26 protein-coding genes are annotated in these 24,881 nt (G+C 70.5%); 6 read left to right on the forward strand and 20 right to left on the reverse strand.

The window, feature by feature from the left end:
- Positions 1-43: 43 nt before the first annotated feature.
- From ABZ898_RS04125 to ABZ898_RS04145, 5 genes are all read right to left on the reverse strand, one after another.
- Positions 44-1,318, reverse strand: a complete 1,275-nt coding sequence (locus ABZ898_RS04125) for an MFS transporter (protein WP_361652542.1) — start codon at positions 1,316-1,318, stop codon at positions 44-46.
- A 184-nt stretch (positions 1,319-1,502) separates the two neighbouring features.
- Positions 1,503-1,985 (reverse strand): hypothetical protein, encoded by a 483-nt coding sequence (locus ABZ898_RS04130; RefSeq protein WP_361652544.1) that lies wholly within the window; start codon positions 1,983-1,985, stop codon positions 1,503-1,505.
- A complete protein-coding gene (locus ABZ898_RS04135) occupies positions 1,982-4,180 on the reverse strand; it encodes a hypothetical protein (protein WP_361652546.1) in 2,199 nt (732 codons plus the stop codon). Before ABZ898_RS04135 ends, ABZ898_RS04130 begins: the two co-directional genes overlap by 4 nt.
- Positions 4,177-5,934: a hypothetical protein gene (locus ABZ898_RS04140; protein ID WP_361652548.1), complete on the reverse strand. Its 1,758-nt coding sequence runs from the start codon at positions 5,932-5,934 to the stop codon at positions 4,177-4,179. The genes ABZ898_RS04135 and ABZ898_RS04140 overlap by 4 nt, the downstream gene beginning before the upstream one ends.
- A 71-nt stretch (positions 5,935-6,005) precedes the next feature.
- A complete protein-coding gene (locus tag ABZ898_RS04145; RefSeq protein WP_361652550.1) occupies positions 6,006-7,376 on the reverse strand; it encodes a site-specific integrase in 1,371 nt (456 codons plus the stop codon).
- A 192-nt stretch (positions 7,377-7,568) separates the two neighbouring features.
- Here ABZ898_RS04145 and ABZ898_RS04150 point away from each other — a divergent pair, with 192 nt between their 5' ends.
- Complete coding sequence (locus tag ABZ898_RS04150; RefSeq protein ID WP_361652552.1) at positions 7,569-8,351, forward strand: ATP-dependent DNA ligase; 783 nt, start codon at positions 7,569-7,571, stop codon at positions 8,349-8,351.
- 390 nt (positions 8,352-8,741) lie between these two features.
- On the opposite strand, the gene ABZ898_RS04155 is transcribed toward ABZ898_RS04150, so the two are convergent.
- From ABZ898_RS04155 to ABZ898_RS04225, 15 genes are all read right to left on the reverse strand, one after another.
- Positions 8,742-9,611 (reverse strand): DUF317 domain-containing protein, encoded by an 870-nt coding sequence (locus ABZ898_RS04155; protein WP_361652554.1) that lies wholly within the window; start codon positions 9,609-9,611, stop codon positions 8,742-8,744.
- On the reverse strand, positions 9,608-10,837 hold the full coding sequence (locus tag ABZ898_RS04160) for an ATP-grasp domain-containing protein (RefSeq protein WP_361652556.1): 1,230 nt from the start codon (positions 10,835-10,837) through the stop codon (positions 9,608-9,610). The genes ABZ898_RS04155 and ABZ898_RS04160 overlap by 4 nt, the downstream gene beginning before the upstream one ends.
- Before the next feature lie 48 nt (positions 10,838-10,885).
- Positions 10,886-11,173 (reverse strand): hypothetical protein, encoded by a 288-nt coding sequence (locus ABZ898_RS04165; protein WP_361652558.1) that lies wholly within the window; start codon positions 11,171-11,173, stop codon positions 10,886-10,888.
- A 34-nt stretch (positions 11,174-11,207) separates the two neighbouring features.
- On the reverse strand, positions 11,208-12,443 hold the full coding sequence (locus ABZ898_RS04170) for an MFS transporter (protein ID WP_361652560.1): 1,236 nt from the start codon (positions 12,441-12,443) through the stop codon (positions 11,208-11,210).
- Complete coding sequence (locus ABZ898_RS04175) at positions 12,440-12,952, reverse strand: regulator (RefSeq protein WP_361652562.1); 513 nt, start codon at positions 12,950-12,952, stop codon at positions 12,440-12,442. Before ABZ898_RS04175 ends, ABZ898_RS04170 begins: the two co-directional genes overlap by 4 nt.
- On the reverse strand, positions 12,949-13,761 hold the full coding sequence (locus tag ABZ898_RS04180) for a winged helix-turn-helix transcriptional regulator (RefSeq protein WP_361652564.1): 813 nt from the start codon (positions 13,759-13,761) through the stop codon (positions 12,949-12,951). Before ABZ898_RS04180 ends, ABZ898_RS04175 begins: the two co-directional genes overlap by 4 nt.
- Positions 13,762-13,799: 38 nt before the next feature.
- Positions 13,800-14,213 (reverse strand): hypothetical protein, encoded by a 414-nt coding sequence (locus ABZ898_RS04185; protein ID WP_361652566.1) that lies wholly within the window; start codon positions 14,211-14,213, stop codon positions 13,800-13,802.
- Positions 14,214-14,223: 10 nt separating this feature from the next.
- On the reverse strand, positions 14,224-14,670 hold the full coding sequence (locus tag ABZ898_RS04190; protein ID WP_361652568.1) for a hypothetical protein: 447 nt from the start codon (positions 14,668-14,670) through the stop codon (positions 14,224-14,226).
- Positions 14,667-15,143, reverse strand: a complete 477-nt coding sequence (locus ABZ898_RS04195; protein ID WP_361652570.1) for a hypothetical protein — start codon at positions 15,141-15,143, stop codon at positions 14,667-14,669. Before ABZ898_RS04195 ends, ABZ898_RS04190 begins: the two co-directional genes overlap by 4 nt.
- 92 nt (positions 15,144-15,235) lie before the next feature.
- Positions 15,236-15,580, reverse strand: a complete 345-nt coding sequence (locus ABZ898_RS04200) for an SH3 domain-containing protein (protein WP_361652571.1) — start codon at positions 15,578-15,580, stop codon at positions 15,236-15,238.
- Positions 15,581-15,724: 144 nt separating this feature from the next.
- Positions 15,725-16,450 carry a hypothetical protein gene (locus ABZ898_RS04205; RefSeq protein WP_361652573.1) on the reverse strand — a complete coding sequence of 242 codons (726 nt, stop codon included), beginning with the start codon at positions 16,448-16,450 and terminating at the stop codon, positions 15,725-15,727.
- Positions 16,451-16,471: 21 nt separating this feature from the next.
- Positions 16,472-17,170: a hypothetical protein gene (locus ABZ898_RS04210; protein WP_361652575.1), complete on the reverse strand. Its 699-nt coding sequence runs from the start codon at positions 17,168-17,170 to the stop codon at positions 16,472-16,474.
- A 19-nt stretch (positions 17,171-17,189) separates the two neighbouring features.
- Entirely contained in the window at positions 17,190-17,675 is a 486-nt protein-coding gene (locus tag ABZ898_RS04215; protein WP_361652577.1) for a hypothetical protein, read from the reverse strand.
- A complete protein-coding gene (locus ABZ898_RS04220) occupies positions 17,672-18,223 on the reverse strand; it encodes a DUF4913 domain-containing protein (protein WP_361653106.1) in 552 nt (183 codons plus the stop codon). Before ABZ898_RS04220 ends, ABZ898_RS04215 begins: the two co-directional genes overlap by 4 nt.
- Positions 18,224-18,460: 237 nt before the next feature.
- Positions 18,461-19,216 carry a site-specific DNA-methyltransferase gene (locus tag ABZ898_RS04225; protein WP_361652579.1) on the reverse strand — a complete coding sequence of 252 codons (756 nt, stop codon included), beginning with the start codon at positions 19,214-19,216 and terminating at the stop codon, positions 18,461-18,463.
- Positions 19,217-19,625: 409 nt separating this feature from the next.
- Here ABZ898_RS04225 and ABZ898_RS04230 point away from each other — a divergent pair, with 409 nt between their 5' ends.
- The 5 genes from ABZ898_RS04230 (at position 19,626) to ABZ898_RS04250 (ending at position 24,864) form a co-directional block, all read left to right on the forward strand.
- On the forward strand, positions 19,626-20,729 hold the full coding sequence (locus tag ABZ898_RS04230; protein ID WP_361652581.1) for a C40 family peptidase: 1,104 nt from the start codon (positions 19,626-19,628) through the stop codon (positions 20,727-20,729).
- 138 nt (positions 20,730-20,867) lie between these two features.
- Complete coding sequence (locus ABZ898_RS04235; RefSeq protein ID WP_361652583.1) at positions 20,868-21,182, forward strand: DUF6112 family protein; 315 nt, start codon at positions 20,868-20,870, stop codon at positions 21,180-21,182.
- The gene (locus tag ABZ898_RS04240) at positions 21,182-21,886 is read left to right on the forward strand and encodes a hypothetical protein (RefSeq protein ID WP_361652585.1); all 705 of its coding nucleotides are present in this window, start codon (positions 21,182-21,184) and stop codon (positions 21,884-21,886) included. The genes ABZ898_RS04235 and ABZ898_RS04240 overlap by 1 nt, the downstream gene beginning before the upstream one ends.
- A gap of 38 nt (positions 21,887-21,924) precedes the next feature.
- Entirely contained in the window at positions 21,925-23,289 is a 1,365-nt protein-coding gene (locus ABZ898_RS04245; RefSeq protein ID WP_361652587.1) for an ATP-binding protein, read from the forward strand.
- 78 nt (positions 23,290-23,367) lie between these two features.
- Positions 23,368-24,864, forward strand: a complete 1,497-nt coding sequence (locus tag ABZ898_RS04250; RefSeq protein ID WP_361652589.1) for an SCO6880 family protein — start codon at positions 23,368-23,370, stop codon at positions 24,862-24,864.
- Positions 24,865-24,881 lie beyond the last annotated feature (17 nt).

Here is a 24,881-nt window from a genome sequence, read left to right on the forward strand (position 1 = left end):
TGCACAGGTGTCTCAAGCGCACAGTGTCTCAGGTAGGCAGGAATCAGCGGGGGACTTCTTCGCCAGTCTGATCGCTTGTAGCTACAGATGCCTGGAGCGGGGATGTAGAGCGTCGAAGTGCCCTGACTTGGGGAGACGCCAGGGCGGCAAGAGTGGCGAATACGACGACAGCTGCGCAGCCGACCAGAGCCGTGCCCGAACCGACCCCTTGAGCCACGGGGCCAGCGGCGAGCAGGCCAAGCGGGGCGAAGGCAAGGGATCCGAACAAGTCGTAGGAGCTCACGCGCGAAAGTACCTGCTCTGGAATCTCTCGTTGCAAGGTGCTGGCCCACAGCACGTTGAAGATGTCGCTGGCGACACCAGCGCAGAAGGTGGCGGCGGCGATCAGCCAGACCGGTGCCGAGATACTCAGGAAGACCATGGGCAGCGCTGCAGGGAAAGTGGCGAGGACCGCGACCAGGATCGGTCGGGTGACCCGGACCCGCACAGCCAGTCCGGCGCCCGCGATTGCTCCCAGAGCTTGGGCGGCCACGATGATCGACCACGACCTGGCCCCGCCCAGATGCTGTTGAGCTTCCAACGGCCCGAGAACTCCGAGGGTCGCACTGAAGACGGCGACTACAGCTGTGCACTGGGCGACAACCACCCACAACCACTGCCGTGAGGTGAACTCCTGCCAGCCCGCACGCAGGTCTGTCCACACGGAGGACGCCTCTACCGGTCTGGCGGGCAATCGCAGCCGCCCCGTCAGCACCGCACTGACCACGAAAGAGACAGCATTTAGTGCCAAGGCCCAACCAGCACCGACCCATGCGACGACCACGCCCGACAGCGCGAGGCCGAGAAAGAGGCACGTGTTCGTGCTCATCCGCAGGAGACCGTTGGCCTGCTGCAATCGGTCTGCGGGGACCACGAGCGGCACGACACCGTCCATGGCCGGTGCGAACAGTGCGGTCGCCAGACCCGCCACCACCGCCAGTGCGCACATCAGAGCCAAGGGTGCATGCCTGGTCAGAGTCATTGCCGCCAGGCCCGCATAGGCGAATGCCCCAACACCGTCGGCAATGGCCATGAGGCGAGACCGTGACATCCTGTCCGCGATTACGCCCCCGAGCAGGATGAACACCAATTGGGGCAGCGATTGGCAGGCGAGTACCAGCGATAGCTTCCCGGGACTGGCGCCGGGAAGTGCCAGCACGGAGAAGGCCAAGGCCACCCGAGCGAACCCATTGCCCAGAACCGAGATGGTCCGAGCTGAAGCGAGCTGAACAAACCGCTGGTCAAGCCACAGCGCTGACCTTCCCGAAGTGATCGTCATGAACATGAACTCTATGACGCCGCACAGATCACACGATCTCAACCAGCCACTGCGACAGGCACTGAGCGACCAGCGCTGGAAGTGCGAAGCAGTACTCACCGGCGTGGGCGACGGCCGAATCGCAAAGTTGCCGCTGCTGCCTCCGGCTGGGGTACGGGCGCGGTAGTCCTTCGGTTGGCAGCCTTCAGGACGTGGCGGGAAAGGAGGCTACGTTGTCACTGGTCTGGTGGAGAACCTCGCGCAAGGCGGCGTTCTCCGCTTCGAGTTCGGCGTTACGTAGGGTCAGCGCCTGGATGTGGTTGGCATAGGCGGCGATGGTGGCGCGCGCCTCCCGCTGTTCAGCCGCATGTTGTGAGCGCAGCGCTCGGTCCGCCTTCTTGAGGCGCACAATGTCCGCAGCCAGGGTGTCGGTCCGCGGGCGAGGCGCGTCCGGCGTCCGTAGCAGCCCGGTGATGATCTTTGCCAGGGGTGAGCGGTAGTAGGTGGCGCGCGAGATGCCGGCCTCTGTGCACAGCGTGGAAACGGTCAGGGCGCCGCTGGTGTGTTCGGGAGTTCCGGCCACGATCCGCTCGAAGGCGTGGACGACAGCCTGGTCGGCGCCCGGCCGTACGGGGATACCGGCCTGCTCCAGGGTGTGCCGCAGTCGCAGCGTGTCCGGGTCGTTCATCCGTTGGGGCTTTCTGTGTCCGTGCGGAGTTCCGCGATCGCGTGGTCGAGTTCGGCAATGTGGGTGGTCAGCGCGGCGGTCTGAAGCCGGGATAGTCCTGCCGGGGCGTCGATCGGGCGTTGGGCCTGGGCACGGGCTGCGGTCAGACGGGGCAGGTGGACGCTGGAGCGGCGGGCGTTGGGGCAGGTCAGGCACATGGTCAGCAGAGGCAGGGGGCGGCCTGTGCGGTTAGCCCGTTTCGCGCAGACGGCAGTGGAGTGCTGGTAGAAGCAGTCGTTGAGGACGCCAGGGTGCAGGGTTTTCGTCAAGTGCTGCAGCATGGTTCGTAGCCGTGCCGGGCTGGCAGTGATGCCAGGCAGGTCGCCCAGTTCCCGGCGGATGCGGTCGAACTCGGCGTTGACACGGTCGGCGGCGCCGCCGCTGGTGCGGTGGCCGTCGTTCCAGTCGCGGTAGAGGTCCTCGACGTAGTCGAGCTGGGCGATGGCGCGCTCGGCGGCGACCTCGGTGGCGAATCCGGAGGCGGAGGTGCCGGCGTAGCCTTCGAACAAGGCGAGTTCGGCGTGCTGGTATTGCCGGGCGCCCGCGACGACACCGAACGGCTGGTGGGCGATGTGCCAGGCAAGGGTGCGGCGGAACTGCCGGGTGCTCAGCCGCCACGGCACGAGTTCCTCCTCCACATCGTTCCCTTCCTCACGGTCCGGTTCTTCGTGAGCGGGCGGGTCGGTGTCCGGCGCCGGTGCGGCCGCGTGCAGGGGCACGTAGGGGCCGTCTGGGGTGCTGAACAGTGCGTTGAGGTGGTCGCGGAAGTCGTTGAGGCGTCTGTTGACCGAGCCGAACAGGACGAGGTTGTTGCTGGTCATGCCCTTGTGCCCGAACAGGTGGGTCGGGTCGTCGTTGACGGCGTTGAGGAGGGCGACGGCCTGGTGGACGATGTCGAGGACAACCCATTCGGCTTCCTCGCCGGCGAGCTTGCGGCCTTTGAGGACCCGGCCGCGCAGTTTGTGGCGGATCCGGCCGTCAGGGCCGTTCTCGGTGAACGCGCAGTCGGGGGCGAGTTCCCGAACCTCGGCATCTCTCATTCCGGACAGGTACGCGATCACAATCCAGCAGGCCATTCGCATTTGAACCACTTCGGTGGCCAGCTCCAGCGGGCCGAGGCCCGGCCGCCACGGACGTCCGCTGCCGGGCCAGTTCGACAGCGCGGTCCGCAGACCACCGATCTGGTAGCCGAGCTCGGTGGCCGCTTCTGTGAGGTACCGACGGACCTCAGCGGACTTGGACACCCCGGTCAGGCGCGCGACGAGCGCGACGTTGGGTGCCTGCGGTACTCCGTCGACCGCCAGGACGCCCGGCCCGCGCGACGCCTGGCGCGCGGGTAGGGCGGGAACACCGCGACCGGTGGCACGCAGCTCGGCCACGTACTCCTCGATCCGGGCCCGGGCGGATCCGCTGCCCCCAGGACGCCGCTGTGCCTTGTGCGCGGCGGCCAGTTCGGCGTACTCGGCCCGCGCGGCCAGGATGTCGGGGCCGGCGGTGGTGACGTAGAAGACGGCGCCTTTCACAAGCGGAGCGATGATCTCCTCGGGGATGCGCTCGGTGGTGTTCTCCTCGTCGCGGACGACTCCGGCCACTGCGTGCGCGGACCGGCCGGGCCAGGGGTTGATCAGCAGCCGGTCGGCGGTCAGGAACGGACCGTGGGCGAACAGGTGTTTCACGGCGGTCACCCGCAGGGCCGCCTCCTCAGCCGAGACGGCCTGCCAGCGCTCCAGCGCGGCTTGCAGGTGATCCGAGGTCACCTCACTCAGCCGGCGGGCGCCGACCGCCTGCAGGGTGGCGATGACGGTCCGGGCCTTCTGAGCGGCACCGAAGATGCCGGTGAGCTTCATCGGGCCTCGCCGGACCAGAGCGGAGTTGCCGCGCCGCAGACGGGAGTAGAGGTATTCCCGCAGGACCAGAGCAGTGACCGGGTCGGCCACCGAGGTGAACACGATCGTGCGCTGGCTGGTGCTGCGCGGCAGGAACGGGCCCAGGTCCCACACCGCGTCAGCGAAGCGAGGTCCCGGCCCCGGATGGCCCGTAGCGGCCAGCACATGATCGGGCAGCACCGGCGCGTCGGCCGGGACGGGCTCGGCCTCCGTCGCCCGGTCCGGCCCGGGCGGTTCAGCGGGAACCGCGGAGGTGGCGGTGGAGGTCATGTCAGTCCTTGGAGGATCTGTCCGGGCAGGTGCAGGGCGGCCTCGTGGCTCTCGGCGATGAGCCGGGCGGTGGCCTGCTGCTCTGTGCTGAACTGCGGCAGGATGCCGGTGGTGATTCGTTCCCAGGCCAGTGCGTACCGGGCGTTCCACTCCGGCATCGTCATCTCCTCACGCTGAGCGGTCAGGAAGCTGGCGAAGCTGAGAATCGCGGGCAGGTGCCGGGTGGTGAAGACGGCGTTCGGGCACTCCAGGCAGCCCCACACCGCCACTGGGCAACCAGCCCCCGGGCGGCGGGCGAACGGCGAGGCATGGAAGTCACGGCAGGACGCCAGCCACACGTCGTTGTCCCCGGACAGGGCCACCGCCACCTCGTCGGGAGGCAGCTCAGCCGCCGACGCGTCCAGGCGACTGCCCTGCTCGTCGAGAACAACAGGGGCTTCCAGCGCGGCCTGCAATGCCTCGTGCAGGCCCTTCTCGACGGCTTCCTCGTGCAGCGGACGGTGCGCGTCGATGTCGGCGTAGTGCTTGACCGCGACCCGGGGGCTGTGGCCCTCGGCGAAGTCCTCCAGCACTCCCCCGGTCTGCCGGTAGCGGCGTGACTTGTAGGTCTTGCGCAATCGCCGCAGGCTCAGTGACGCGTCTTCTCCAGCAGCCTCCAGCAGCGGGGCGAGCTGGTGGCGTTCGAGGAACGCCTGTTTGACCGAAGTGAGAGAGGTGGCCCGGTGGCGGCCGAAGGTGGCAATAACCTGCCCGCCGCGCAGCACGTGTGTCCACAACAGTTCGGTGCCGGTCAGGCTGCGGCCGTGAGCGGTCAGCCTCAGCGCGAGACGGACCAGGCCGCCCGGCTGGTGCACGGCACCGCCGTCGGTCACCCGCAGCGTCTTGCGGGACTGGCCGTGGGACCGGTTCTTGACATAGGCGATGCTCACATACCCGCGGGCCGGGTTGATCAGGCAGTCGGCCGAAAGACCGCACGCGGCCTCCGGCTCCAGGCCGGTCTGGCACATCAGCAGCACCACGAAGGCCAGCACGTCGTGAGCCGTGAGGAAGAAGTGGCTGTTGAGCCGGCCGATCCCGCCCAGCTCCGTGATCTTGTCCATGGCGCCGCGCTCCGCGCGCAAGGCTCGCGTCAGCGGGCCGCGGCGCGTGATGTGCCACGCCGCGTTCTCCCGGGTCCAGCCGTGCCAGCCCCCGCCGACCGGATCCCGGCCGGCTGCGGCTAGCCGCTCACCGGCCAGCATCCGATCGCGCGCCGCCCGCACATCGGCCAGGGCCGCGGCCTGCACCACATCGAACAGCGCATCGGAGTAGGCGTCCAACGGTCGGCCCCGGCCCCGGCCGACCCGGACCGCGGTGAAGCCCAACCGGGCCTGCATCGCCGTGCTCAGCCTGTCCGGGTGATCATCCCGGATGATCCGCAACAGCTTCACCACCTGCTGCATCCGCACGTACGGCGTGGTGCAGGACTCCTTGTAGCGGGCCGCCAGGCTCATCTCGAAGGAGTACAGGAACTCCGGGAGGAGGTCCTCCAGGTCCATGCCGTCCGGCGTGTCCGTCCGCTGCGCCACGTGGGCGACGAATTCCGTCAGCGTCTGCGCGTAGCCGTCCGTCGTCCCCACGTACTTGTGGCGGTTCTCCACCCCGGCCAGCCCCGCCAGCGCCCGGGCCAGATGGCGCACCAGCCGCGGGCAACCCAGCGCGGAGAAGTCGTAGCACCGCTCGATTCCGCCGGAGAACCTCGCGGTGAACGCCACCGGGCCTACCGCTGGGACCGCCTCCGGCTCCGGGGGCAGATCCTCCGGCGCCGGGAACCGTACCCGCCGGCTCACGATGCTTCTCCGGCCCGCTCCAACGCCACGCTCTGCGCGTCCCATTCGGCCAGCGCGGCCAGCACAATCTCCTGCGCCTCGTCCAGCACGTCCAGATACACGTAGACGGTGGCCTCGCGGGCATGGCCGAGGAGCAATTGCAGGGTCCGCATCGGATTTCCGATCAGCAGCCGCCGCAGCTCCGCGCGCGAGAGCGGCCCGTCCAGCCGCCGGCCCAGCGCCCGGACCGTCTGCCGCAGCAACAAGCCCAGCATGTACACGGCATAGGTGTGCCGCAGCGTGTGCGGGTGCACCTCGATCTCGATCCCGAACGCCGCACAGCGTGCGTTCGCCCGCCGGAACACCGCCTGCCACGCGGCCGGCTCAAGCGGCCGCCCGCCATCGGCCAGCCACAGCCACAGCGGCTCACCGGTGCGCCGCACCAGGCGGCGCCGCTCCGCCGGGTCGATCCGCCCGTACGGCCAGTTCCGGGCGCTGCCGCTCAGCACCAGCCCGTACCGGCCCGTGCGGATCACCGTCCGGTCCGCAGCCGGAGGAACGAAGCGGCCCTCGGCCATGCAGCGGGCCACGATCGCGTCGCGCTCCACGGCCAGGAAGTGGTGAAACTGACGTACCTTGCGCGGCGGCAGGAACACCCGACGGCCCTTGCGCCGCTTGGCCACGGCCCCCGCAACACGGAACTCGCCCGGCCCGCCCGTCGGGGGCACCTCCGGCACCAGCAGGCAGGCTCCCTCGCCCAGCCGCATCCCGCTGTGTACGAGGCCGTCGGCGAACAGGGCGTTGCGCTCGCCGTGCCGACCCCGCCACGCCGGATCCGCGCCGCCCTCCGGCAATTCCCCTCGCAGCCCGACGTTCCGCCACAACAGGTAGTCCTCGAAGGACACGAACCGCAACGGCTCGTCCAGCGGATCCGACTCCATCTCGGCGTTCACGTGGACCCGGCGAGGGCCGGCCGGCGTCATCACCGTCTTGTCGACGTACCGAAACGGCGCCCGCCTGAGCAACCCGGCATCCAGTGACCACGCCACCCATTTGTCCAGCGCTGCCACCGACCGGTTCCACGTCCCCACCGACACCGCATCCGGACCGCCGCACAACAATCGCACCCGCTTGTAGGCCCGCAGGTCGTCACCGTCACATGCCCAGATCGGTCTGCCGTACCGCGACGTCTCCAGAAACCGGACAAACAGCATCACGTCCCGGGCATAGCCCAGCACGCTGTTCTCGGCCCTTACACCCCAACTCGGCAACTCCCGCAGGAAACGGTTCAACTGCAAGTCATACGACCCGTCTCCGCTCAGGATGAACGGCTGACCCTCACGAACGCCAGCACGGTCGAGCACGGCCGCCGGGTCCCTGATACCCAAGCAGCTCTCCACACGAGCTCGGCTCGTCGCGCACAGATCCGCGATCACAGCAATCCCCGCCCTACGTCGATCGCCTCGGTGACTCCGGATCCATCCACCATCCCGGAGCGCGAGCTCGGCCGCCTTCCCCACTCCTTCGAACCACTCACACCAGTGGTCTCCTGTGGATGAAGAGCCTTTGATGAGACAGATGTGGTAGCTCACATAAACGGAGAGGTGGTCGTATGGGACGGCGCCCACCTCTCCTTCGAGGCGGTGCAGCAGCGCGCGGCCGCCGGGAGCCGGAGCGCCGGACTGCTCTCGGGGCAGCTCCCCGCCCACTTCATCGCCTTCGACCTGCTCCAGGCGGACGGCGAGGAGCTGCTCACCATGCGGTACAGCGAGCGCCGCGACCTTCTGGCGCGCCTCTTCGCCGAGCACGGCATCGGGCCGCCGTGGACGCTGTGCCCGGAGACGGAGGACGTGCGGGTGGCGCAGGACTGGCTCTCGACCTGGACGCGCGTCCCCGGTGTCGAGGGCATCGTTGTCCGGGATCGCCGACAGCGATACTTGCCCGGCGCCCGGGGCTGGTACAAGATCCGCCGCCGGGACACCACGGAGGCGGTGGTCGGCGCGATCACGGGCACGGTGGCGCGTCCACAGGCTCTCATCCTGGGGCGCCGTGACGAGGAGGGTGTGCTGCGGGCGGTGGCCCGCAGCACAGTCCTGCACCCGGACCAGGCCCGCCGTATCGGCGCCCAGCTCGCCCCGGCCCGGCCCGGACACGCCTGGGAGGGCGTGACGTTCACGACGTCCTGGCGCTCGCCCACCCCGCTGGACGTCACGCTCGTCGAGCCGGACCAGGTGGCCGAGATCTCGGTGGACACCGCTCAGGCCAACGGGGTCTGGCGGCATCCCGTGCGGGTCCTCCGACTCCGCACCGACATGACACCCGCCGAGGTGCCAGCCGTGGGCGAGGTCGCCCCAGCCGGGTGACCAACTCGAGTGCCCTGAAGGTGACAGCGCCGAATTACCGACCGGGCTTCCTCGGAACACAACGACCGGCACACCCGGTCGTAAGGCCGCCCACCGGGTCGCGCCCGGCTCGCCGTGATCAGTGGGGAGCGCCTTCGACCGTGCGGATTGGCGTGTCAGGGCCACCGTCCGGTCTTGGGAAAGGTGACGAACGATTCGCTCATCATGGCGAACAGACCGGTGCTCAGTTGCCAGCATAAGTCGATGCGTAGCCGAAGGTGCCCGCCCGGGGTTGGCGCGGCGAGGTACGTGTTGCCCACGACGGTGCTGTCGTGAAAGGGAAGGCAGAGTTCCGCGAAGAACTCAGGGGCTCGCGAGGGCAAGGAGGGTCTCCGGTCGGGTCAGAAGCTTCTACCGGCTGGGGCCGGGCAGGGCCGGTCGGCTGCTGGTGCTCCAGCGCGTGATGCTGGGTGCGGGGAGGGCGGTGGGTCGTCGGGATGCTGCCGCACGCCGGACCTCCAGCGGGGTAGGGGCCGTGGGCCGCGGTGGAAGTACGGGGATGAGCTGGGCGATGCCCTTCATGTAGCTGGAGGTTTCTGCGCGCCACCGGGGCAGCGGGGCCGGGTCGGCGACGCAGCGGGTCAGGGCGGTGAGCAGCGCGACGGGGGTGTCCGTGCTGGCCGTGGCGTACCAGTAGGGCCGGTCGATGGACTTTCCTGCCCACAGATGCCATCGGGCGTCCCGTGTGGACAGCTCGGCGGCCGGGTTGAGGTACCCAGTGGTGTACTCCAAACCGCCCAGTCCGTCGGGGGCGTTGACCGCGAAGACGCCCCAGCGCGGGCGGTCGATCTTCCAGCCCTGCTGCAGGAGCGGCACGACGGCGTGGAACGGATCGCGCTCAGCGCTCCCGGCCACCGGCCGGGCGAGGTAGGCGCCTGCTTGGTAGGTCGTGGCGAGCGATGTGGTGAAGGCGGCCACGAACTCGGTGGGGACTCGGTCGTTGAAGCAGACGCCCCAGACCGGCGGGTCGAACGGCGTGGCCTTGTAGGCGTTGATGCGCCAGAGTCCGTCGTCCTCTCCTTCGGGGAGGTAGCCCAGACGCACGCGGCCGTCGGGGGCGTTCACATATACGTTGTCGTCCTCGTCGTACTGGAGGTCCCAGCCGCGGTCCAGAAGCGGTGCGAGGGCGGGGTCGCCGGTGGGCGTGCTGCCGGCGAGGTGGCGCGGGAAGACGTAGACGTCGCCGTCGATGTCGCGGTGGAGATCGGGCCGGGGGCTCATCGGCCGGTCCTCGTGGTTACGGTGATCTGGCCGTCGACGGTGTCGAGTCGCTCGCGGACCTCGGCGGTGTCGCGGCCGGAAACGACGTAGAACCCGGCCCTGGCGGTGAACACATCGCCTTCGGGCGCCAGGACGAGAGGTTCGCCGACCTCACGGAGCCACTGCACCTGCCGCAGCCATGGGGTTAGTGCGGCGAAGGGCGGGTTGATGTGCCGCTCGGTGAGGGTGCCGGAGGCGGCCGGGTAGAGCATGCGGATGCCCGCGGCTTCGCGGCGGGTCGGGGTGAGGTCCGGAGCTGCATCACAGGCGACGTCGGCGGCCGCCCTGGGCAGGTCGATACCGGTGGCCAGCCGGACGAGCTGGCCGATCATGTCGCCGCCGATCCGGGCGTTCACCTCGATCAGCCTGGGCCGTCCGCCGACAAGGCGCATCTCGACATGCTGCACGCCGTCGGTGATCCCCAGAGCCTTGACGGCAGCAGCGGCGACGGGGGCGACCGGTGCCAGGAGCGGGTCGGCGGCGTCGACCGTGTGCCCGGTCTCGTCGAAATACGGTGCGGGGCCCAGGTGTTTGCGGGTGACGGCGACCGCGGTGGTGCTGCCGCGGTGGGTGACGCACTCCACGGAGACTTCCGGCCCGTCGAGGTACTCCTCGACCAGGACGCCGGTGTCCTCGCGGCTGCGGCTTGCTCCAGCCGAGGCGAAGTCGAAGGCGGCGGGGAGGTCGTGGGGCTGGTCGACGCGGATGACGCCGACGCTGCCGGCGAACGCGGTGGGCTTGAGCACGGCGGGGTAGCCGAGGGTCTCCGCTGCCGCTTCGGCCTCCCGGAGGGTGCGGGCCTTCAGGGAGGCGGCCGAGGGCACACCGTGACGGGCGAACTGGGCGCGGGCGACCGCCTTGTTCCGGCAGGCGCGCACCGCCTCGACGGGGTTCGAGGGCAGGCGGAGGGCGCGGGCGAGGCGGGCGGTGGTGACGAGGTGCCACTCGTCCCAGGTGACGATGCCGGCGAGTTCGTGCCGCGCGGCCAGGGTGTGGCCGGCGGCCAGCACGGCGGCGGGGTCGTGGAGGTCGGTGACGGCGTGGTCGACGAGGTACGGCGTCTCCCAGGACGGGTTCGTGCCGGTCAGCAGGACCACGTCGTAGGCGGCGGCCGCCTGCTCAAGGCAGTAGCCGCGCAGCGGCTCATCGCCCGGTGAGACGACGAGCAGGCGGGGGCGCGTGGACAAGGGAAGGGATCTCCGAACGATGGACGGCGGGATGGCGCGAGGAGGTGGTCAGGCGGAGCGGCGGCGGCGCAGCTCGAACTTGTCGGCCCAGTGCGGGTGGACGGCGATCAGCCGACGGGCGTAGAGGGCGCTGAAGGCGTTGTTGAGCCCGGCGACTCCGTCGGGGAGGTCGCGGCGCAGGTCCTCGAAGAGGTCCTTCACCCCGGCCCGCGTGGCGCCTGCGGCGAGGCGGCGGGCAGTCATGCGCTCCAGCGCCCGGTAGATGTTCGGGTTCTGCGTGTCGAAGGTGTGGAACCGCTCGGTGGTGGTGCGGCTGCCAGAAGTGGCAGTGGACATGGGGGAAGTTCTCCACAGGCGGGGGAAACGGATGTCAGGTGCGCAGGATGGGATCGGCGCGCAGGCGGGTGAAGGTGAACAGCAGCCCGAGGGCCTGCAGGACGGCGCACGCGGCGATGACGTGGCCCAGCGCGTCGGTCGGGGTCAGCGCGGTCAGCACGCCTGCGACGGGGGCGGGCAGCAAGAGGATGAGGATGGTCGCCGACAGGGTGCTGCCGAACGTTTCCTCCGGGATCAGGTGGGAGCGCAGCGTGCGCAGGACCACGGTCATGCCGCCGTCGGCCGCCATCAGGACCGCGACCAGGGCGGCATAGGAGCGATAGTCGGGCGCGCGGGCAACAGCAAGGCAGGCGAGCGAGGCGAGCAGGGCGCAGGCGGCGCCGACCGGCCACAGGCCGACGCGGTCGATGACGAACCGGCAGAGGGTGGCGCTGAGGAGGGTCGCTCCCGCAGCGGCGGACCAGACCAGGCTGGCAGCGGTGGTGGACTGCCCGTAGAGGTGGACGACGAGCACGGGGCCGGCGGCCTGCAGGAGGCTGATCGCGAGGTTGGAGAGGGTCAGGCCGGCCACGAGCCAGCCCAGGGTGGGCAGGCGGCGGATGGTGCGCAATCCGGTGAGCAGGCCGGCGCTGGGGGTGTCCTTCGCCGCGCGCGTCGGGGCGCCGGGCGAGGGGGGTGTGCGCAGGGCGAGCAGCGCGGCCACGCCGGAGAGCACGGTGATCACCGCGAGCATGTTCGGCGGCCCGGTGAGCAGCAGCAGTCCGGCGAGCGCCGGGCCGGCCAGGTTGGCGCTCTGGTCGATCCCGAGCAGGACGGCCTGGACGCGGTGGGCCCCGGTGCCCGCCCGGCGGCCGGCAGCGGCGCCCGCCGTCTCGGCCGCGATGTAGCTGAACTCGGTGAGTCCCCCGGTGACGGTCGCGAGCACCATCACGGTCGCGGCCGCCGCCGCCCCGGAGGGGTGGAGGTGGAGCAGGACCGCGCCGGCGGCGAGGGCCAGCGCGCGTGCAGAGGAGGCGAGGAAGGAGATGACCGAGGCCCCTCGCCGGTCCACGAGGGAGCCGGCCCATCCGAACGCTGCGAGCCGGGGTACCCATTCCAGGGCGAAGGCCAAGCCGGTCAGCGTGGTCGAGTGCGTGGTGGCCAGGACCAGCAAGGGGATGCCGTAGGTGGACATGGCGGCGGCAAGGGCGCTGGCCGTACGCGGGATGTAGATGCTGCGCAGCAGCCCGGCGGTGTGGAGCGCGTGCCGGGGAACGGCGCCCGCGCTCACGCGGCCGACTCGCACTCGGGCAGGGCGCCGATCTGAGGGTTGCCGGTCAGCCACTGGATCAGCAGAGCGCGGGGCCGGACGAGATCCTGCTCGGCCTCGGCGCTGGGCACGCCCCGAACGCTCGGCTGAGCGTCGGTGTCTTCAGCGACCCGCGGCCGCGTCAGGAGACCGAGGGTGTGGTGGACGCGGGTGGTGAAATCGCAGACCTGCAGCGGATAGGCGTGGCGTCGTGCCCAGCGCCCAAGCGTGTCGTAGAGGTCGGCCAGCTCCGCGCCGGCCGGGGTGAGTTCGAGTCCGGCGCCGGGCGTGTCCCGGACGAGGTCGTGGGCACGGGCCGCTTCGGTGGCGCGCCGCAGGTGGTGCGAGGTGAGGTCGGGGAGAGTACCGGCCAGCCGCCGGGGAGGTATCGACCCGTGGTCGTCGATCTCGGTGACCAGCCGTATCAGGGACGGCGAGGCCAGCAGCATGACGGCGCTTCGCAGGTCGGCCGGGACGACGGAGGTGGTCATCGGTGCGGGCCTCCCGCCGGGAGAGCAGCTTTCGGGCGCGCGGTCGGGGGGTGGGAGAACAGATCGCCGCTCTGAGGGAGCGCGGTGCGAGGGGCCCGGGGCTGGTTGCTGACCCACGGCTTGGCCGCGGGCGCCGTTCGCGGATTCCCCCACAACGGGTGTCGCGCGGCCTGGGCGAGGGGCTGTCCCGCAGCCCACGTGGACAAGGCGCCGAAGACAGGAGCCAGGCTGGCCCCCGCAGCAGACAGCCGGAAGGGGTGGCCCGCGCCCTCGCTGTCGACCAGCCCGTCCGCGACGAGCTGCCGCAGCGGTGGGTAGACGTTGGACGACCTGTCCTTGGGCATGATCATCCGGCCCAGAGTGCCGCCGTCGACCACCCCGCGCTCCTTGAGCACCCACAGGATGGCGGCGGCGTGCCTCCGGTTGAGCAGGGTGAGGCTGTCCTCGATCTGTTCGATCGCGGTCAGCGGGCTGTCTGCCTGCTCCAAATGCTCCTCGGCCCACGCGACGATCAGCGGCAGGACCGGGAGTAGCTCCTTGGCCCGCTCTGTGTGGGCATAGGTGACGTGGCGAGGGCTGTGCTTGGTGCGCTGCACAAGGCCCGCGTCACACAACGACGTGAGCTTGGGGTGCAGTTGGGCGGGCTGCAGCCAGGGCAGCTTCTCCCACAGCTCCATGTAGCGCTGGGGCCGATCGTTGAGCGCTAGCAGGATCCGGACATTCCATCGCGGAGTGATCATGGCGAGGGTTTCCGTGACCCGGGCGATGTCGGCAGCGGTGTGAGGGGGCAAAGCGGCGGCGATGGCCACGGGATGAAACTCCTCGGTGAGTAAAGGGGACCTGCGAGTCAGCGGTTCGGCACGGGGCTCTCAGCCGGACGGGGCGGAGCCGGTACGGGCGGTGACGAAGTTGGAGCGGCAGGAGTCGAGGCCGGGGCGCGGGCCAGGCTCTGCAGGACAGCGACGACCGACGTGAACTGGGCGTCGCGGACAGCGACTGCTTCGGCCAGCCGACGCGTGCTGTCGAGAAGATGGGAGACCTCGTGCCGGCCGATCTGCCGCTCGGGATGGATCAGCCGGGCGAGATGGCCGCGATGTGAGGCGACGCCGCGCTCGGCGCGAGCGAGGGTGTCGTGCATGCCGAGCAGGGCGGAGAGCATGCCGGGCGGCTGCGTATGGGCATGGGCTTCGAGGGCGGCGAGCGGTGCGCCGTACAGGTTCTCGATCCGTCCGGCTATGTCGGTGGCGGTGAGATCGGGCAAGAGGGGGCTTTCACGGGCGGTGGGGCCGGGCCGCCCCGGCACGGACGGGTGCCGGGGCGGCAGCGGAAGGGAGCGGGACGGCGGTCTTCATCTGCGCCATGCGGACGGGCCGGGGCTGCGGGGCAGGCGGCGGCATGGTGCGCAGCAGCTCGCCGAGGGCGGCGCGGTAGCTGTCGCGGGCAGCGAGCGCCGCCTCCAGCCACTGCGCGTCGAAGCGGAGCTTGTCCGCCGACAGCTCGCCCATGTCGCGGTCCGGGGCCATGTCCGCGTGCACCCGGTCACGGACTCGGGCGACCTGATCCTCTGCCAGCGCGAGGAAAGCACGCAGTTCCAGAGCGCGGCCGAGCGCGGGCGAGGCGTCCGGTCCGGCGGCACTCGCGTGGAGCGAAGCCACCGGGGCACCGAAGACCTCCTGCAACTGGCCGTCCGCGGTGCTGGGCTTGGGCTGGAGGCTCACAACCCGGTCCTTCCTGCGGAGGGCGCTCGCGACGGCGTGGGAGGGACTGCGGGTCGACGTGCGGGGCTGGTCTGCACCGCCGGGCCGTTCCGCGCCGCGCGGTTGAACCGGGCCATCAGCTCACCGGCAAGGGCCGGGGTGACCAGTTCGAGGAGCCATCCCACGATCATGGCCCGGCCGTCACGCACCCTGACGGCCGCGTTGACACGCTGAGCAAGGTCCGTCGTCGGATCGTCGACCTCGCTGGGCTGTGTCTCCAGCACCGCGAGAAGGTCGCTCTCCGCGTGGTCGAGCACCTCTTGGGCGTCGACGAGGAGGCCGTGCCACCGGACGAGAACGGTGGCGTCGGGATGCGCGGTCGGCGCCGCGGCGACCGCACCCTTCAACTGCTCCATCCTGATACTGAAGCGGGCTTCGATCCGCTCGGTGATCAGGCCCACGACATCGTCGCGGCCATCGTTCACGTCGGACAAGGGGGCAACTCCGTTTCCGGAACGAGGCATCTGGAAGGGACTGGTCCGCGCCACGGCGGCCGACCGACCCGCACGACTGCGGTGCGTACGAGTTAGTCCAGGCACATGCGGGCGTCGCGGTAGACGTAGGTGCCGGAGACCCAGCCGTGGACGCCCGTGGACTTGTCCGTGATGTAGAGCCAGGAGCCGCTCCTCTGAGTGACGGTGAAGGTGTGGCTCGGGTAGAGCACGCCCCGCGCGGTGGACTTCGTCGTGGGCTTGGACCGGATCGTCACGGCCTTGGCGTGCACCTTGTACGGCAGCGGCGGCAGAGACGAGCAACTGGTGTCGGGCGTCGCGGTGGTGAGTGGGGCGGCGCTCGCCGCGGTGGCGGACAGCACCGACAGCGTCAGTGCGCTGAGCATCGTCGCGGACAGGGCAATTCGGGTAGAGCGCATGGGGAGGGGACCTCCGTGAAGGCAAGATGATGACGAGGTGGGGTGCCGCGGAGTACTCCCGGCGGCTGTCCCAGAGTCCGCGGAATGGCCGGTTTGGCTAACCGGCGGCCGGCGGCTATGTTCCGCCGCCCGTCGGCGTCGACGTCACGGCGCGCGGCCGGGCGCGCGTGAAACAGCAGGAGCCGTTGGCGGGGCGGCCGTACGAGGTGCAGCTGCCGGGCGTACCGGCGGGAGAGGACCGGCCTCGCCCACGATCCGCTCCCAGCACCAGACCGACGCATCGGCAAACTCCGCGAAAGCGCCCTCGCGGAGAGTGAAGGTCATGGCGTCCACGTCGAATTCCTCGACCACGACGCGGAACGGGGCCCTGGCCTGTGCGTCCGGGTCCTCCAGGACGACGACGACCACGTCGTTGTGGTCGTCGGTGTAGGACTCCCTCATGACGTAGCGGGTACCGTCCCTGACGAGTCGGCTGGCCAGATCCCGCGTTGCCCAGTCAGCGGGCTGAGGCGACCCGGCATCGAGTTGGAGGGCGTCGGGCGGACACCCGCGACGGATGAGCCAGGACTGGGCCAGCTGGGGCAGCGGCAGTACGGAGTACGCCGGGATGAACGTCCGCTGCTCCCAGTCCCGCTGCAGGTGCACGGCAATGAGCTGCGGCTCACCGGGGATTCCCCAGGTGGCAGTGCGGTCGAGCAGAACGTAGTAGCTGTGCACGCCGTCGGCCGTGTGGTGCTCGGCGAGGGACTCCGCTTCCGTGCCGACCGCGCGGTAGAGCTGGCGGGCGACCTCCTCGTCGGCGCGGAAGTCCTTAAGATCGAAGCCCGCATCGCGAAAACACTTCGGTGGCCTCGGTTCGTTGGGCAACAAGCACGAATCTTTCGGTTGGGTTCAGCGCCGGGGGGCTGCGGAGGTGGGCCAGGCCCCTGGCCGTGGCGCGGGTGTGCCGGCGGGGGCGGGGCGCCGGGGAGCGGCAAGCAGCGCGGCGCGGCCGGTGGCAGTGAGGGTGACCGGCTGGCCGGCGTGCACGGGGCGGCCGGTGTCGCGGGAGACCAGGCCGGAGTCCTCCAGCCTCTGCAGCTCGGCGTAAGGGATACGGGTGCCGGACGCAGTGGTCACGGACTTCCGGCCGGTCAGCAGGTGCTCGTAGAGCTTGGCACCGCTGGCCAGGGACAGCAGAAGCGCCTGATCGCGCTCCGGAACCGGGCCTCCTCCGGGGGGCAAGGCCGTTGCGGCGGTGGACTCGACGGGCGCCAGGGCGGCGATCACCCGCTCGATGGCGGCATCACGTGTCTTCGTCGTCTGTGCCAACTGCTCCACAGCCCGGCCGATGCGCTCGAACAGGGCGCTGTCGATGGTGAACTCACCGCCGGACAGCCGGTGGATCAGTTTCAGGTAGAAGGCCACGCCGGTCTCGGCCTTGACCAGTTCACGGTGCTCATCGACCAGGTGGGCATGTCGCTCGTCGAGGACGCCCCGGTCGCGGTACTCCCACAGAACGTCGAGCCCGCGCCCGGTGCTGGCTTCGATGCGGCCATCGAGCGAGGAGACCGCGCGCCGGGCGGCGCTGGTCGCGCGTTCGGGTGCCATAGGCGAGCTCTCCGTGGGGTCAGCGGGCATGGGGCGACGCGGGGTTCGGCGCGAGGCGGCGCGGACCCGGCGGCGAGGTGGCGGGCGGGCTGGGCCTGGGCGCGGGGTGGGGTGCGGTGAGCTGCGGGGAGCGGGAGCGCGCCGCGTGGGTCCGGGCGCTCACCGGCCGACGGGACATCCCCAGTCGGGCACCCACCGTGTCGTAGACGTTGTTGCCCGCACGCGGCCGGACCGCTACGACGAAGATTTCCCGCCGGTGCGCGGACGCGTCGGGGGCGGGGCGGATGCCGTAGATGACGCGCCAGTCCTTGCGGGCATCCACGAACAGCTTGCGATATCCCTCCAGGTCGCCGTCGAGTCGCTTCCCGAAGCGCTCCGCGGTTACGAGTTCCTGCAGGTAGAGGAGGGTGAGGTCGCGTACGTCGCTGGGGGCCTGGAGGAGATCGGTCAGGGCTCGGGGGTCGAAGCTCAATCCGAAGGCGGCTGTGCGATGCGGCTCGCTCATGCCGTCAGCTCGAACCCGCTGCTGGCGGGCTCCGTCGGGGCCTCGCTGGCCTGGTCCGAGCGGGCGGACGGTGTCGGGCCGGGAAGGATCCGGTGCGTGGGCCGCTCGGGAGAGGTCATGCACGCCGACAGCGGGCCGCCGGGTGCGCGGATCGCCGCCATGGCGTGGGTGAGGAAGTCGCGGTGCCACACGAACAGGCCGCTCAGTCCGGCTTCAGGGTCCTTGTGCTGCTGGTACGCGAGCCACAGGGCGTGCAGCCAGGCCAGCACATCGTCGTGCTTCTGCCACTGCGGGCACCACGGCGCCGCGGTGGTGACCTCCGCGCCGTAGACCGGGAGGAGGAAGTCGTCCACCCAGTCGGTCAGGGCGTCCTGCTCGTCCTCGCGCTCCTGTCCGTGGAGTTCGAGGATCGGGCGGGGCTCTGGCGGTGCGGCGCCCGGCAGTGCACCGGGCCCCGGCATGCCGAACGCGGCGAACGGCGACGGGCCCGGAGCCGGGGCGGAGGAGAGGTGGTCGAGCTGCCGACCGTGCTGCACCGACTGTTCCATCAGTCTGCGCACGCTCGCCTCGATTCCCTCCAGCTCAGAATCCGGAATGCGAATGGGCTCCAGCTCCCCGCCGTCCGGAGGGTGTATGGATTCAGGCAAAGGTGTGGCCTTCTAATAGCTGCGGAAGGTAAGGGGGCATGGAGAGCGGAAAATAGGCGGAATGACGGACCGCGCCGAAGGGTCACCCGCTCGGGAGCCGGAAAGGCGGGCCGCGGCGCGTGCAGCGCGGCCGTCGATTCAAGCCTTGAGGATTACGTCGTCCTGTGTGAGAGATTCACGGAGCGTTTCGGTAAGCCGGTCGGCGGCGATGGACGCGTAGTGCTCCGTCTTCTCCACTCCGATGAAGTCACGCCCTTCCAGGAGGGCGGCGACGCCTGTGGAGCCGGACCCGGCGCAGAAGTCCAGGACCGTGCCGCCCTCGGGCGCGATCTTGACGAGTTCCCGCATCACCTCGACGGGCTTCTGGGTGATGTGCTGGCGCTTCGCGCCCGAGGGCTGGGACCCGGAGTACATGCCGGGCAGGTACACAGGGTTGCGGGAGCCGTCGATGGGGCCCTTGCTGGCCCAGACGACGAACTCGCAGTTCTGCGTGAACCGGCCCTTCTGCGGTCGGGCCTGGGGCTTGTGCCAGGCCAGCACGCCACGCCACAGCCACCCGGCCGCCTGGATCGCGTCGGTCGTGGTGGGAAGCTGGCGCCAGTCGGTGAACAGCAGCGCCGTGCCGCCAGTCTTCGTGAGGCGGTGGGCCTCGGTCATGATCTGCGTCAGCCAGAAGCCATAGCTGCGCTGGTCCATGTTCTCGCCGGTGAAGTCGGCGAGGTCGTTCTTGGCGTCGGCGGAGGTGTACTTCTGCTTCGCGGAGCGGCTCGTGCGCTCCTTGGCCGTACGCCCTCCGCTGTTGTATGGCGGGTCGGTGATCACGGAGTCGACGCAGCCGTTCGGCAGGCCGGCTAGGACGTTGAGTGCGTCGCCCTGGTGGAGGGAAAAGGGCAAAGAGGGACCTCATTTCAGGTGTCGAGGCGCGGAGAGATTACCCGTCTCGCCGGAGAGCCCCGCAGGCCGGAATCAGGCAGGCAAAGTCCCGCTGCGGCGGAATGAGAAGGGCGGGGGAGTCCGCAAACCGTAGGGGCGAATCCGCCGATGGCAAAAAAGCGCACTACTGGTGTATCGGATTCCGGCACACCAGCCCGGTTTTTTGGCCGTCCGCCCATCGGGATCTACGGTTTTGGAACCGCCCGGCGCACACCGCCGCTGGCCATACCCCTGCTGCCCCGGCCGCCACGCCCTTCCGCCCCTGGCTGCGCACGCGGCACGCCGGACACCGCACTCCGAAGGACGAGTCCATGACCTCTCGCCATCCGCCTCTGCTCCAGAACGTCAACCCCCGCGTGCTCCGCACGGGTTGAAGGCCCTCGCCGCCGGAATCGGAGCGGTCTTCCTCTCCCCGCTCCTGATCGCCGGCACCGGCATGGTGCTGGTCTCCTCCAACCAAGCCGCCCGGAGCAGCGGCTCCTTCAGCACCTGCGCGATCCACGTCGACGCCGACCAAGTCGCCAGGCAGGTCACCAAGGTCCTCAACGGAGCGTCCGGCAGGGACGTCCACATCACGGGGCTGGACCTGCCCGGTGAACAAGTACCCAACGCCCAGACCATCGTGGCCACTGGCATCAGTCTCGACATCCCCACGAAGGGGCAGATCGTCGCGCTCGCCACGGCGATGCAGGAGTCACGGTTGCGCAACCTCGCCTACGGCGACCGCGACTCCCTCGGACTGTTCCAGCAGCGTCCCTCCCAGGGCTGGGGCACCGCCCAGCAGATCCGCGACCCCGTCCACGCCAGCCAGCAGTTCTATGAACACCTGCTCCAGGTGGACGGCTGGCAGCAGATGGCCGTCACGCAGGCCGCCCAGGCAGTCCAGAGGTCCGGCTACCCGGACGCGTACGCACGGTGGGAGCCCCTCGCCACCGCGCTCCAGACGGCCATCGCCAAAACGTTCCCCAACGCCGGGGCCCACAAGCCGGCCCAGACCACCACCGGCTGCCCGCCGGACCAGGACGGCTCAAGCTTCGGTCCCATCCCCGAGGGCAGCGTCCCGAAGGGATACACGATCCCCAAGGACGCCGCGCCTAAGGCGCGCAAGGCCATCACATGGGCGATGCGCCAGCTCGGCACGCTCTACCAGTGGGGCGGCTCCTGCACCAACGCACACGGCCCCGACCCGATGGGCCGCTGCGACTGCTCCAGCCTGACGCAGCAGGCATACGCCCACGCCGGCATCACCCTCACCCGCACCACCTACACCCAGGTCACTGAGGGCAAGGCGGTCTCACCCCGGCAACTGCGGCCCGGCGACCTGCTCTTCAGCCGCGGCACCGCCGCACGTCCCGAGCACGTCGGCATGTACCTGGGCGAGGGCCTCGTGATCGAGGCACCACGCACCACCAAGCCGGTCCGGATCACCCCGGTCAAGGACTGGGACATCCTCGCCGCCCGCCGCGTCACCTGACGCCGCCCGCCCGGCCCCCGCTCGTACGGGCCGCCGCGACGGCTACCTCCGCGCCCCTGTGCGCACACCCCTTCTCGCTTCCCTTCTCCCCCGCCGGCCCCCCGCCTGGCCCGCTTTGCACGGAGTCCCGCCACACCCATGTCCCACCCCCTCGCAGCCCGCGTTATCCAGCTCGCCTACGACCCAGGCATCTCCCCCCAGGGCGGCGGCCTGCCCGGCATCGCCGTGCTGAAGAACGTCGTCAACAGCATCAACCTGTTCGGGATCATCGCCGTCGTCGGTGCCCTCGCCGTCTCCCTCGGCGTCTGGGCCTGGGGCCACCACACCGGTGGCCACCAGGCCGAAGCCAACGGCAAGAAGGGTGCCGTCGTCAGCGCCGGCGCCGCACTCGGCCTCGGCGCCGCCAACGGCATCATCGCTTTCTTCTCCGCCCTCGGCACGCAGGTCCACTGATGCCGAAGCGACCGTCCGCGCTCTCGCTGTCGTCGTACGGCATGGGCTGGTCAACGAAGCGACGCACCGCGGTCATCGCTCTGGCCGCCGCCGTCGTGCTCACCGTCACGGCAGCCGTCGCGTGGCTGTCCGGGGCCGGGGACCAGCCCCCGGCCCCGCAGACCGCCGCACCCGTCCCGCCGCACCCTCACTCTTCACCGCAGAACGGCGCACAGCACGCCCCCGGAACCGGGTCCGGGCCCCGGAGCGTGGCGAAGCCTCCACGGACCGCCGAGCCGGTCCCCTACGCGAAGGCGGCGGCCCGGATGCTGTGGTCCTACGACACCCGCGATACCAGCCGGGACCAGCAACTCGCCGGGATGCACGCCTGGATGACCAGGCAGAACGGTTACACCGACTGGGCCTCGGTCTCCGTCCAGGTCCCCGATCCAGTGCTGTGGTCACGGATGGCAGACCAGGATCAGCACGCCACTGGCACAGCGACCGAAGGCCACTACCCCGGCGCCTTCAAGGCGGCCCTCGCCGAAGACCCGTCCGCGATCACCAAGGCGTACATCTACGTCGTCACCGTCAACGGGCACCAGAAGATCGCCTGGAAGAAGGGCGGCAGCGGAGCCGAGGAACGCGCCGTGACCCTTGCCGTGCAGTGCCGCCCCGGCCACGACTGCGCGCTGGCCGGTATCGCCCCGAGCGTCACGCAGTGACTTCCCCGCCTTAGTGAAGAAAGGAGGGACAACTCCCCTTGGGTTTTTGCGATTTCCCCCTGGCCGACAAGCTGTGCACCGTCGGTGACGCGGTCGACTTCGCGTCCAACCCGGGCCAGGCCATCGGTGACTGGCTGGCCAAGTCCGCAGGTGAACTCGCGGTCGCGGCAGCCGACCTGGCCGCCAAGGCCGTGGACAGCACGACCCGTGTCGACCTGAACGCAGCCTGGTTCCGCGACAACTACGAGACGTTGCTGCCTCTCGGCCTGGTACTGCTCGTCGCCACATTCTGCGCGCAGCTCGTCCGGGCTGCCGTCCGGCGCGACGGACAAGCCCTGATCGGGGCCTTCACCGGCACCGCCTCCGGTGTCCTGTTCGCGTTCTGCGCCATCTCTCTGACCACGGTCGCCATCGAGGTGGTCGACGCCGTCAGCGACGGCCTGCTCGCCACCGCGCACCTGTCCATCGAGTCAGCCGTACGCCGCGTCGTGCGGGTCAACCAGCTCGCGTCCCTGTCCGGACTGGGCTGGCTCGTCCCGGTCGTCGCCGGACTCGCCGCTGCCATTGGCGCCTTCCTCTTCTGGTGCGTGATGATGGTCCGCAAGGTGGGCATCCTCGTCATGGTCACCTTGGCGATCTTCGCCTCCGCCGGCGGCGGCTGGGAGGTCGCGCGCCGCTGGCGCAAGGGCTGGATCGAAGCCACCGCCACCCTCGTCGTCTCCAAGCTGCTGATGACCGTGATCTTCGTGCTCGGCGTCGCCGCCATTGGCAGAACCGAGGCCAAGGACGGCACCGCCGCCCTCGCCGACGTCATGTCCGGCATCGTGATCATGGTGTTGGTGATGCTCTGCCCGTACGCGGTCTTCAAGTTCGTGCACTGGGCGGCGGATACAACGGACGGCGAGTCCATCCACCGTGCCGGTGGCGCCGGAACCCAGATCGCCAGGGCACACGCCGAGAAGGGTGTCCGCAAGGCAGCCGCGGCAGCAGCCACCGCCGGAACCGGTGGCGCGGCAGCGGCATCGGGCGCAGTCCCGCACGGCCCCGATCCCGCGGGCGGAGGGTTCCCCGGCGATATCGCCACCAGCCCGACCGGCGGCAGCACAAGCGGCTCCGAAGACCCTCACGACACCGGCACGAGCGGCTCGCCCGGCAGCCACGCCGTCAGCTCCGGCCTCAACAAGGCGGTCCCGACTCCCCCGGCGACCGCGTCCGAGAACACCGGTGGCCAGCCCGGCGGTGCAGCTGGGCCGGGCGGAACCGGCGCGCACGCCGCGTCCGGCCCCGGCGGCGGATGGCAGTCCGTGCCGCCGACCACCACCCCGCCCCCGCAGGCCCCGTCCTCCCGTCCGCAGGATGCCGCCAGCGGTGCGGCCGGACCGCCGCCCCCCGCCGGCCTCTGACCCTTCGCCCGACAACCGGGGGCGGGAGCACTTACCGCCTCCCGCCCCCGGTCCACCCCCGCCTTCTGGACCCGCCCCTTGACTGATCCCTCCGTCCCCCCGGTCACGGTGAAATTCCCCCACCGGTCCCGCCGCCGCATCCTCCTCGGCCTCTCCCTGCCCCAGCTCGTCCTCGTCTCCTCCGCGGTGACGCTGCTGCTGATGACGGTCGTCACCACCGGGCTGCTCGGCGCCATCGCCCTGACCCCGCTATGGGCAGCGGTGGGCGTACTCGTGGCGATCCGCCGGCACGGCCGCTCCCTGATCGACTGGGCGCCGATCACCGCCCGCTACGCCCAACGCCGCCGCACCGGCCAGACCCTGTGGCTCGCCCAGCCGCTCACCCGGCCCCGGCAGGACGGCGTCCTCCACCTGCCCGGCACCGCCGCCTCCCTCACGGTGGTCACCCCCGGCGACTCCGCCACCCAGGCCGCGGCCGTACACGACCCGCACCAGCAGACCCTGACCGCCGTCGCCCGCGTCACCTCCCGCGCGTTCGCCCTCCTCGACCCCGCCACCCAGAACCACAACGTCAGCCAGTGGGGACGCACACTCGCCAGCATCGCCCGCACCGGCCACATCGCCAGCGTGCAGGTGCTGGAACGCACCGTCCCCGACAGCGGCGACACCCTCGCCCGGCACTGGGCCCGAAACGGGCAGCCCCAGACCCCGGTCGCCGGGCAGATCTACTCCGAACTGGTCGCCTCCGCCGGGCCCGCTGCCGCCCCGCACGAGACCTACCTCGCCATCTCCCTCGACATGAAGGCCGCCAAGCGCCTCATCAACCAGGCCGGCGGCGGCCTCGGCGGCGCCTTCACCGTCATGGAGCAGACCACCGCGTCCATCGCCCAGGCAGCCCGCAACGCCGGACTCACGGTCACCGGCTGGCTCACCGCGCGGGAGATCGCCGCCGTGATCCGCACTGCCTACGACCCCAAAGCCCTCGCCGCCCTCCAGCAGTGGTCCGAGACCGGCCGCGCCGAAGCGGACCCCGCCGCCGCCGGCCCCGTCGTCCAGTTCGAGGAATACGACCGCCTCGCGACCGACAGCGCCCGACACGCCACGTACTGGGTGGAGAACTGGCCCCGCACCGAGACAGGGGCCCACTTCCTGCACGGGCTGATGTTCACGGCCGGAGTACGGCGCAGCCTCTCCCTCACCTACGCCCCACAGAAACTCGAGTCCGCGCTGCGGGACGTGCAGCGCACAAAGTCCGCGATCATCGCCGACGCCAACGAGCGTGTCCGCCGGGGACAAGTCGAGCGGGAGGAAGACTCCGCCGAATACGCCGACATCCGGGCCCGGGAGCGTCAGCTCATCGCCGGACACGCAGACGTCGCCCTGACCGGCCTGGTCACCATCACCGCCGAGACCGATGCCCTCCTGGACGCCGCCTGCGCCCAGATCGAAACCGCCGCCGTCACCGCCGGAGTCGACCTGCGCCGCCTGCTCTACCAGCAGCCGCCCGCCTTCACCCTTGCCGCTCTGCCCCTCGCGCGCACCAGCACCCCGGTGAAGTACGGCCTCGCCGCCTGACCCACCCGGACCGAAAG

Origin of the sequence: Streptomyces sp. NPDC046860 (assembly GCF_040645115.1) — a bacterium.
Lineage (GTDB): Bacteria > Actinomycetota > Actinomycetes > Streptomycetales > Streptomycetaceae > Streptomyces.

What these genes read in the sequence shown, in the direction of transcription:
- ABZ898_RS04165 (WP_361652558.1), bottom strand. Translation starts at nt 11,173, where the DNA reads ATGTCCACTGCCACTTCTGGCAGCCGCACCACCACCGAGCGGTTCCAC.
- ABZ898_RS04235 (WP_361652583.1), top strand. Translation starts at nt 20,868, where the DNA reads ATGTCCCACCCCCTCGCAGCCCGCGTTATCCAGCTCGCCTACGACCCA.
- ABZ898_RS04215 (WP_361652577.1), bottom strand. Translation starts at nt 17,675, where the DNA reads ATGAGCGAGCCGCATCGCACAGCCGCCTTCGGATTGAGCTTCGACCCC.
- ABZ898_RS04240 (WP_361652585.1), top strand. Translation starts at nt 21,182, where the DNA reads ATGCCGAAGCGACCGTCCGCGCTCTCGCTGTCGTCGTACGGCATGGGC.
- ABZ898_RS04175 (WP_361652562.1), bottom strand. Translation starts at nt 12,952, where the DNA reads ATGACCACCTCCGTCGTCCCGGCCGACCTGCGAAGCGCCGTCATGCTG.
- ABZ898_RS04200 (WP_361652571.1), bottom strand. Translation starts at nt 15,580, where the DNA reads ATGCGCTCTACCCGAATTGCCCTGTCCGCGACGATGCTCAGCGCACTG.
- ABZ898_RS04210 (WP_361652575.1), bottom strand. Translation starts at nt 17,170, where the DNA reads ATGGCACCCGAACGCGCGACCAGCGCCGCCCGGCGCGCGGTCTCCTCG.
- ABZ898_RS04155 (WP_361652554.1), bottom strand. Translation starts at nt 9,611, where the DNA reads ATGAGCCCCCGGCCCGATCTCCACCGCGACATCGACGGCGACGTCTAC.
- ABZ898_RS04220 (WP_361653106.1), bottom strand. Translation starts at nt 18,223, where the DNA reads ATGGAACAGTCGGTGCAGCACGGTCGGCAGCTCGACCACCTCTCCTCC.
- ABZ898_RS04135 (WP_361652546.1), bottom strand. Translation starts at nt 4,180, where the DNA reads ATGACCTCCACCGCCACCTCCGCGGTTCCCGCTGAACCGCCCGGGCCG.
- ABZ898_RS04125 (WP_361652542.1), bottom strand. Translation starts at nt 1,318, where the DNA reads ATGACGATCACTTCGGGAAGGTCAGCGCTGTGGCTTGACCAGCGGTTT.
- ABZ898_RS04130 (WP_361652544.1), bottom strand. Translation starts at nt 1,985, where the DNA reads ATGAACGACCCGGACACGCTGCGACTGCGGCACACCCTGGAGCAGGCC.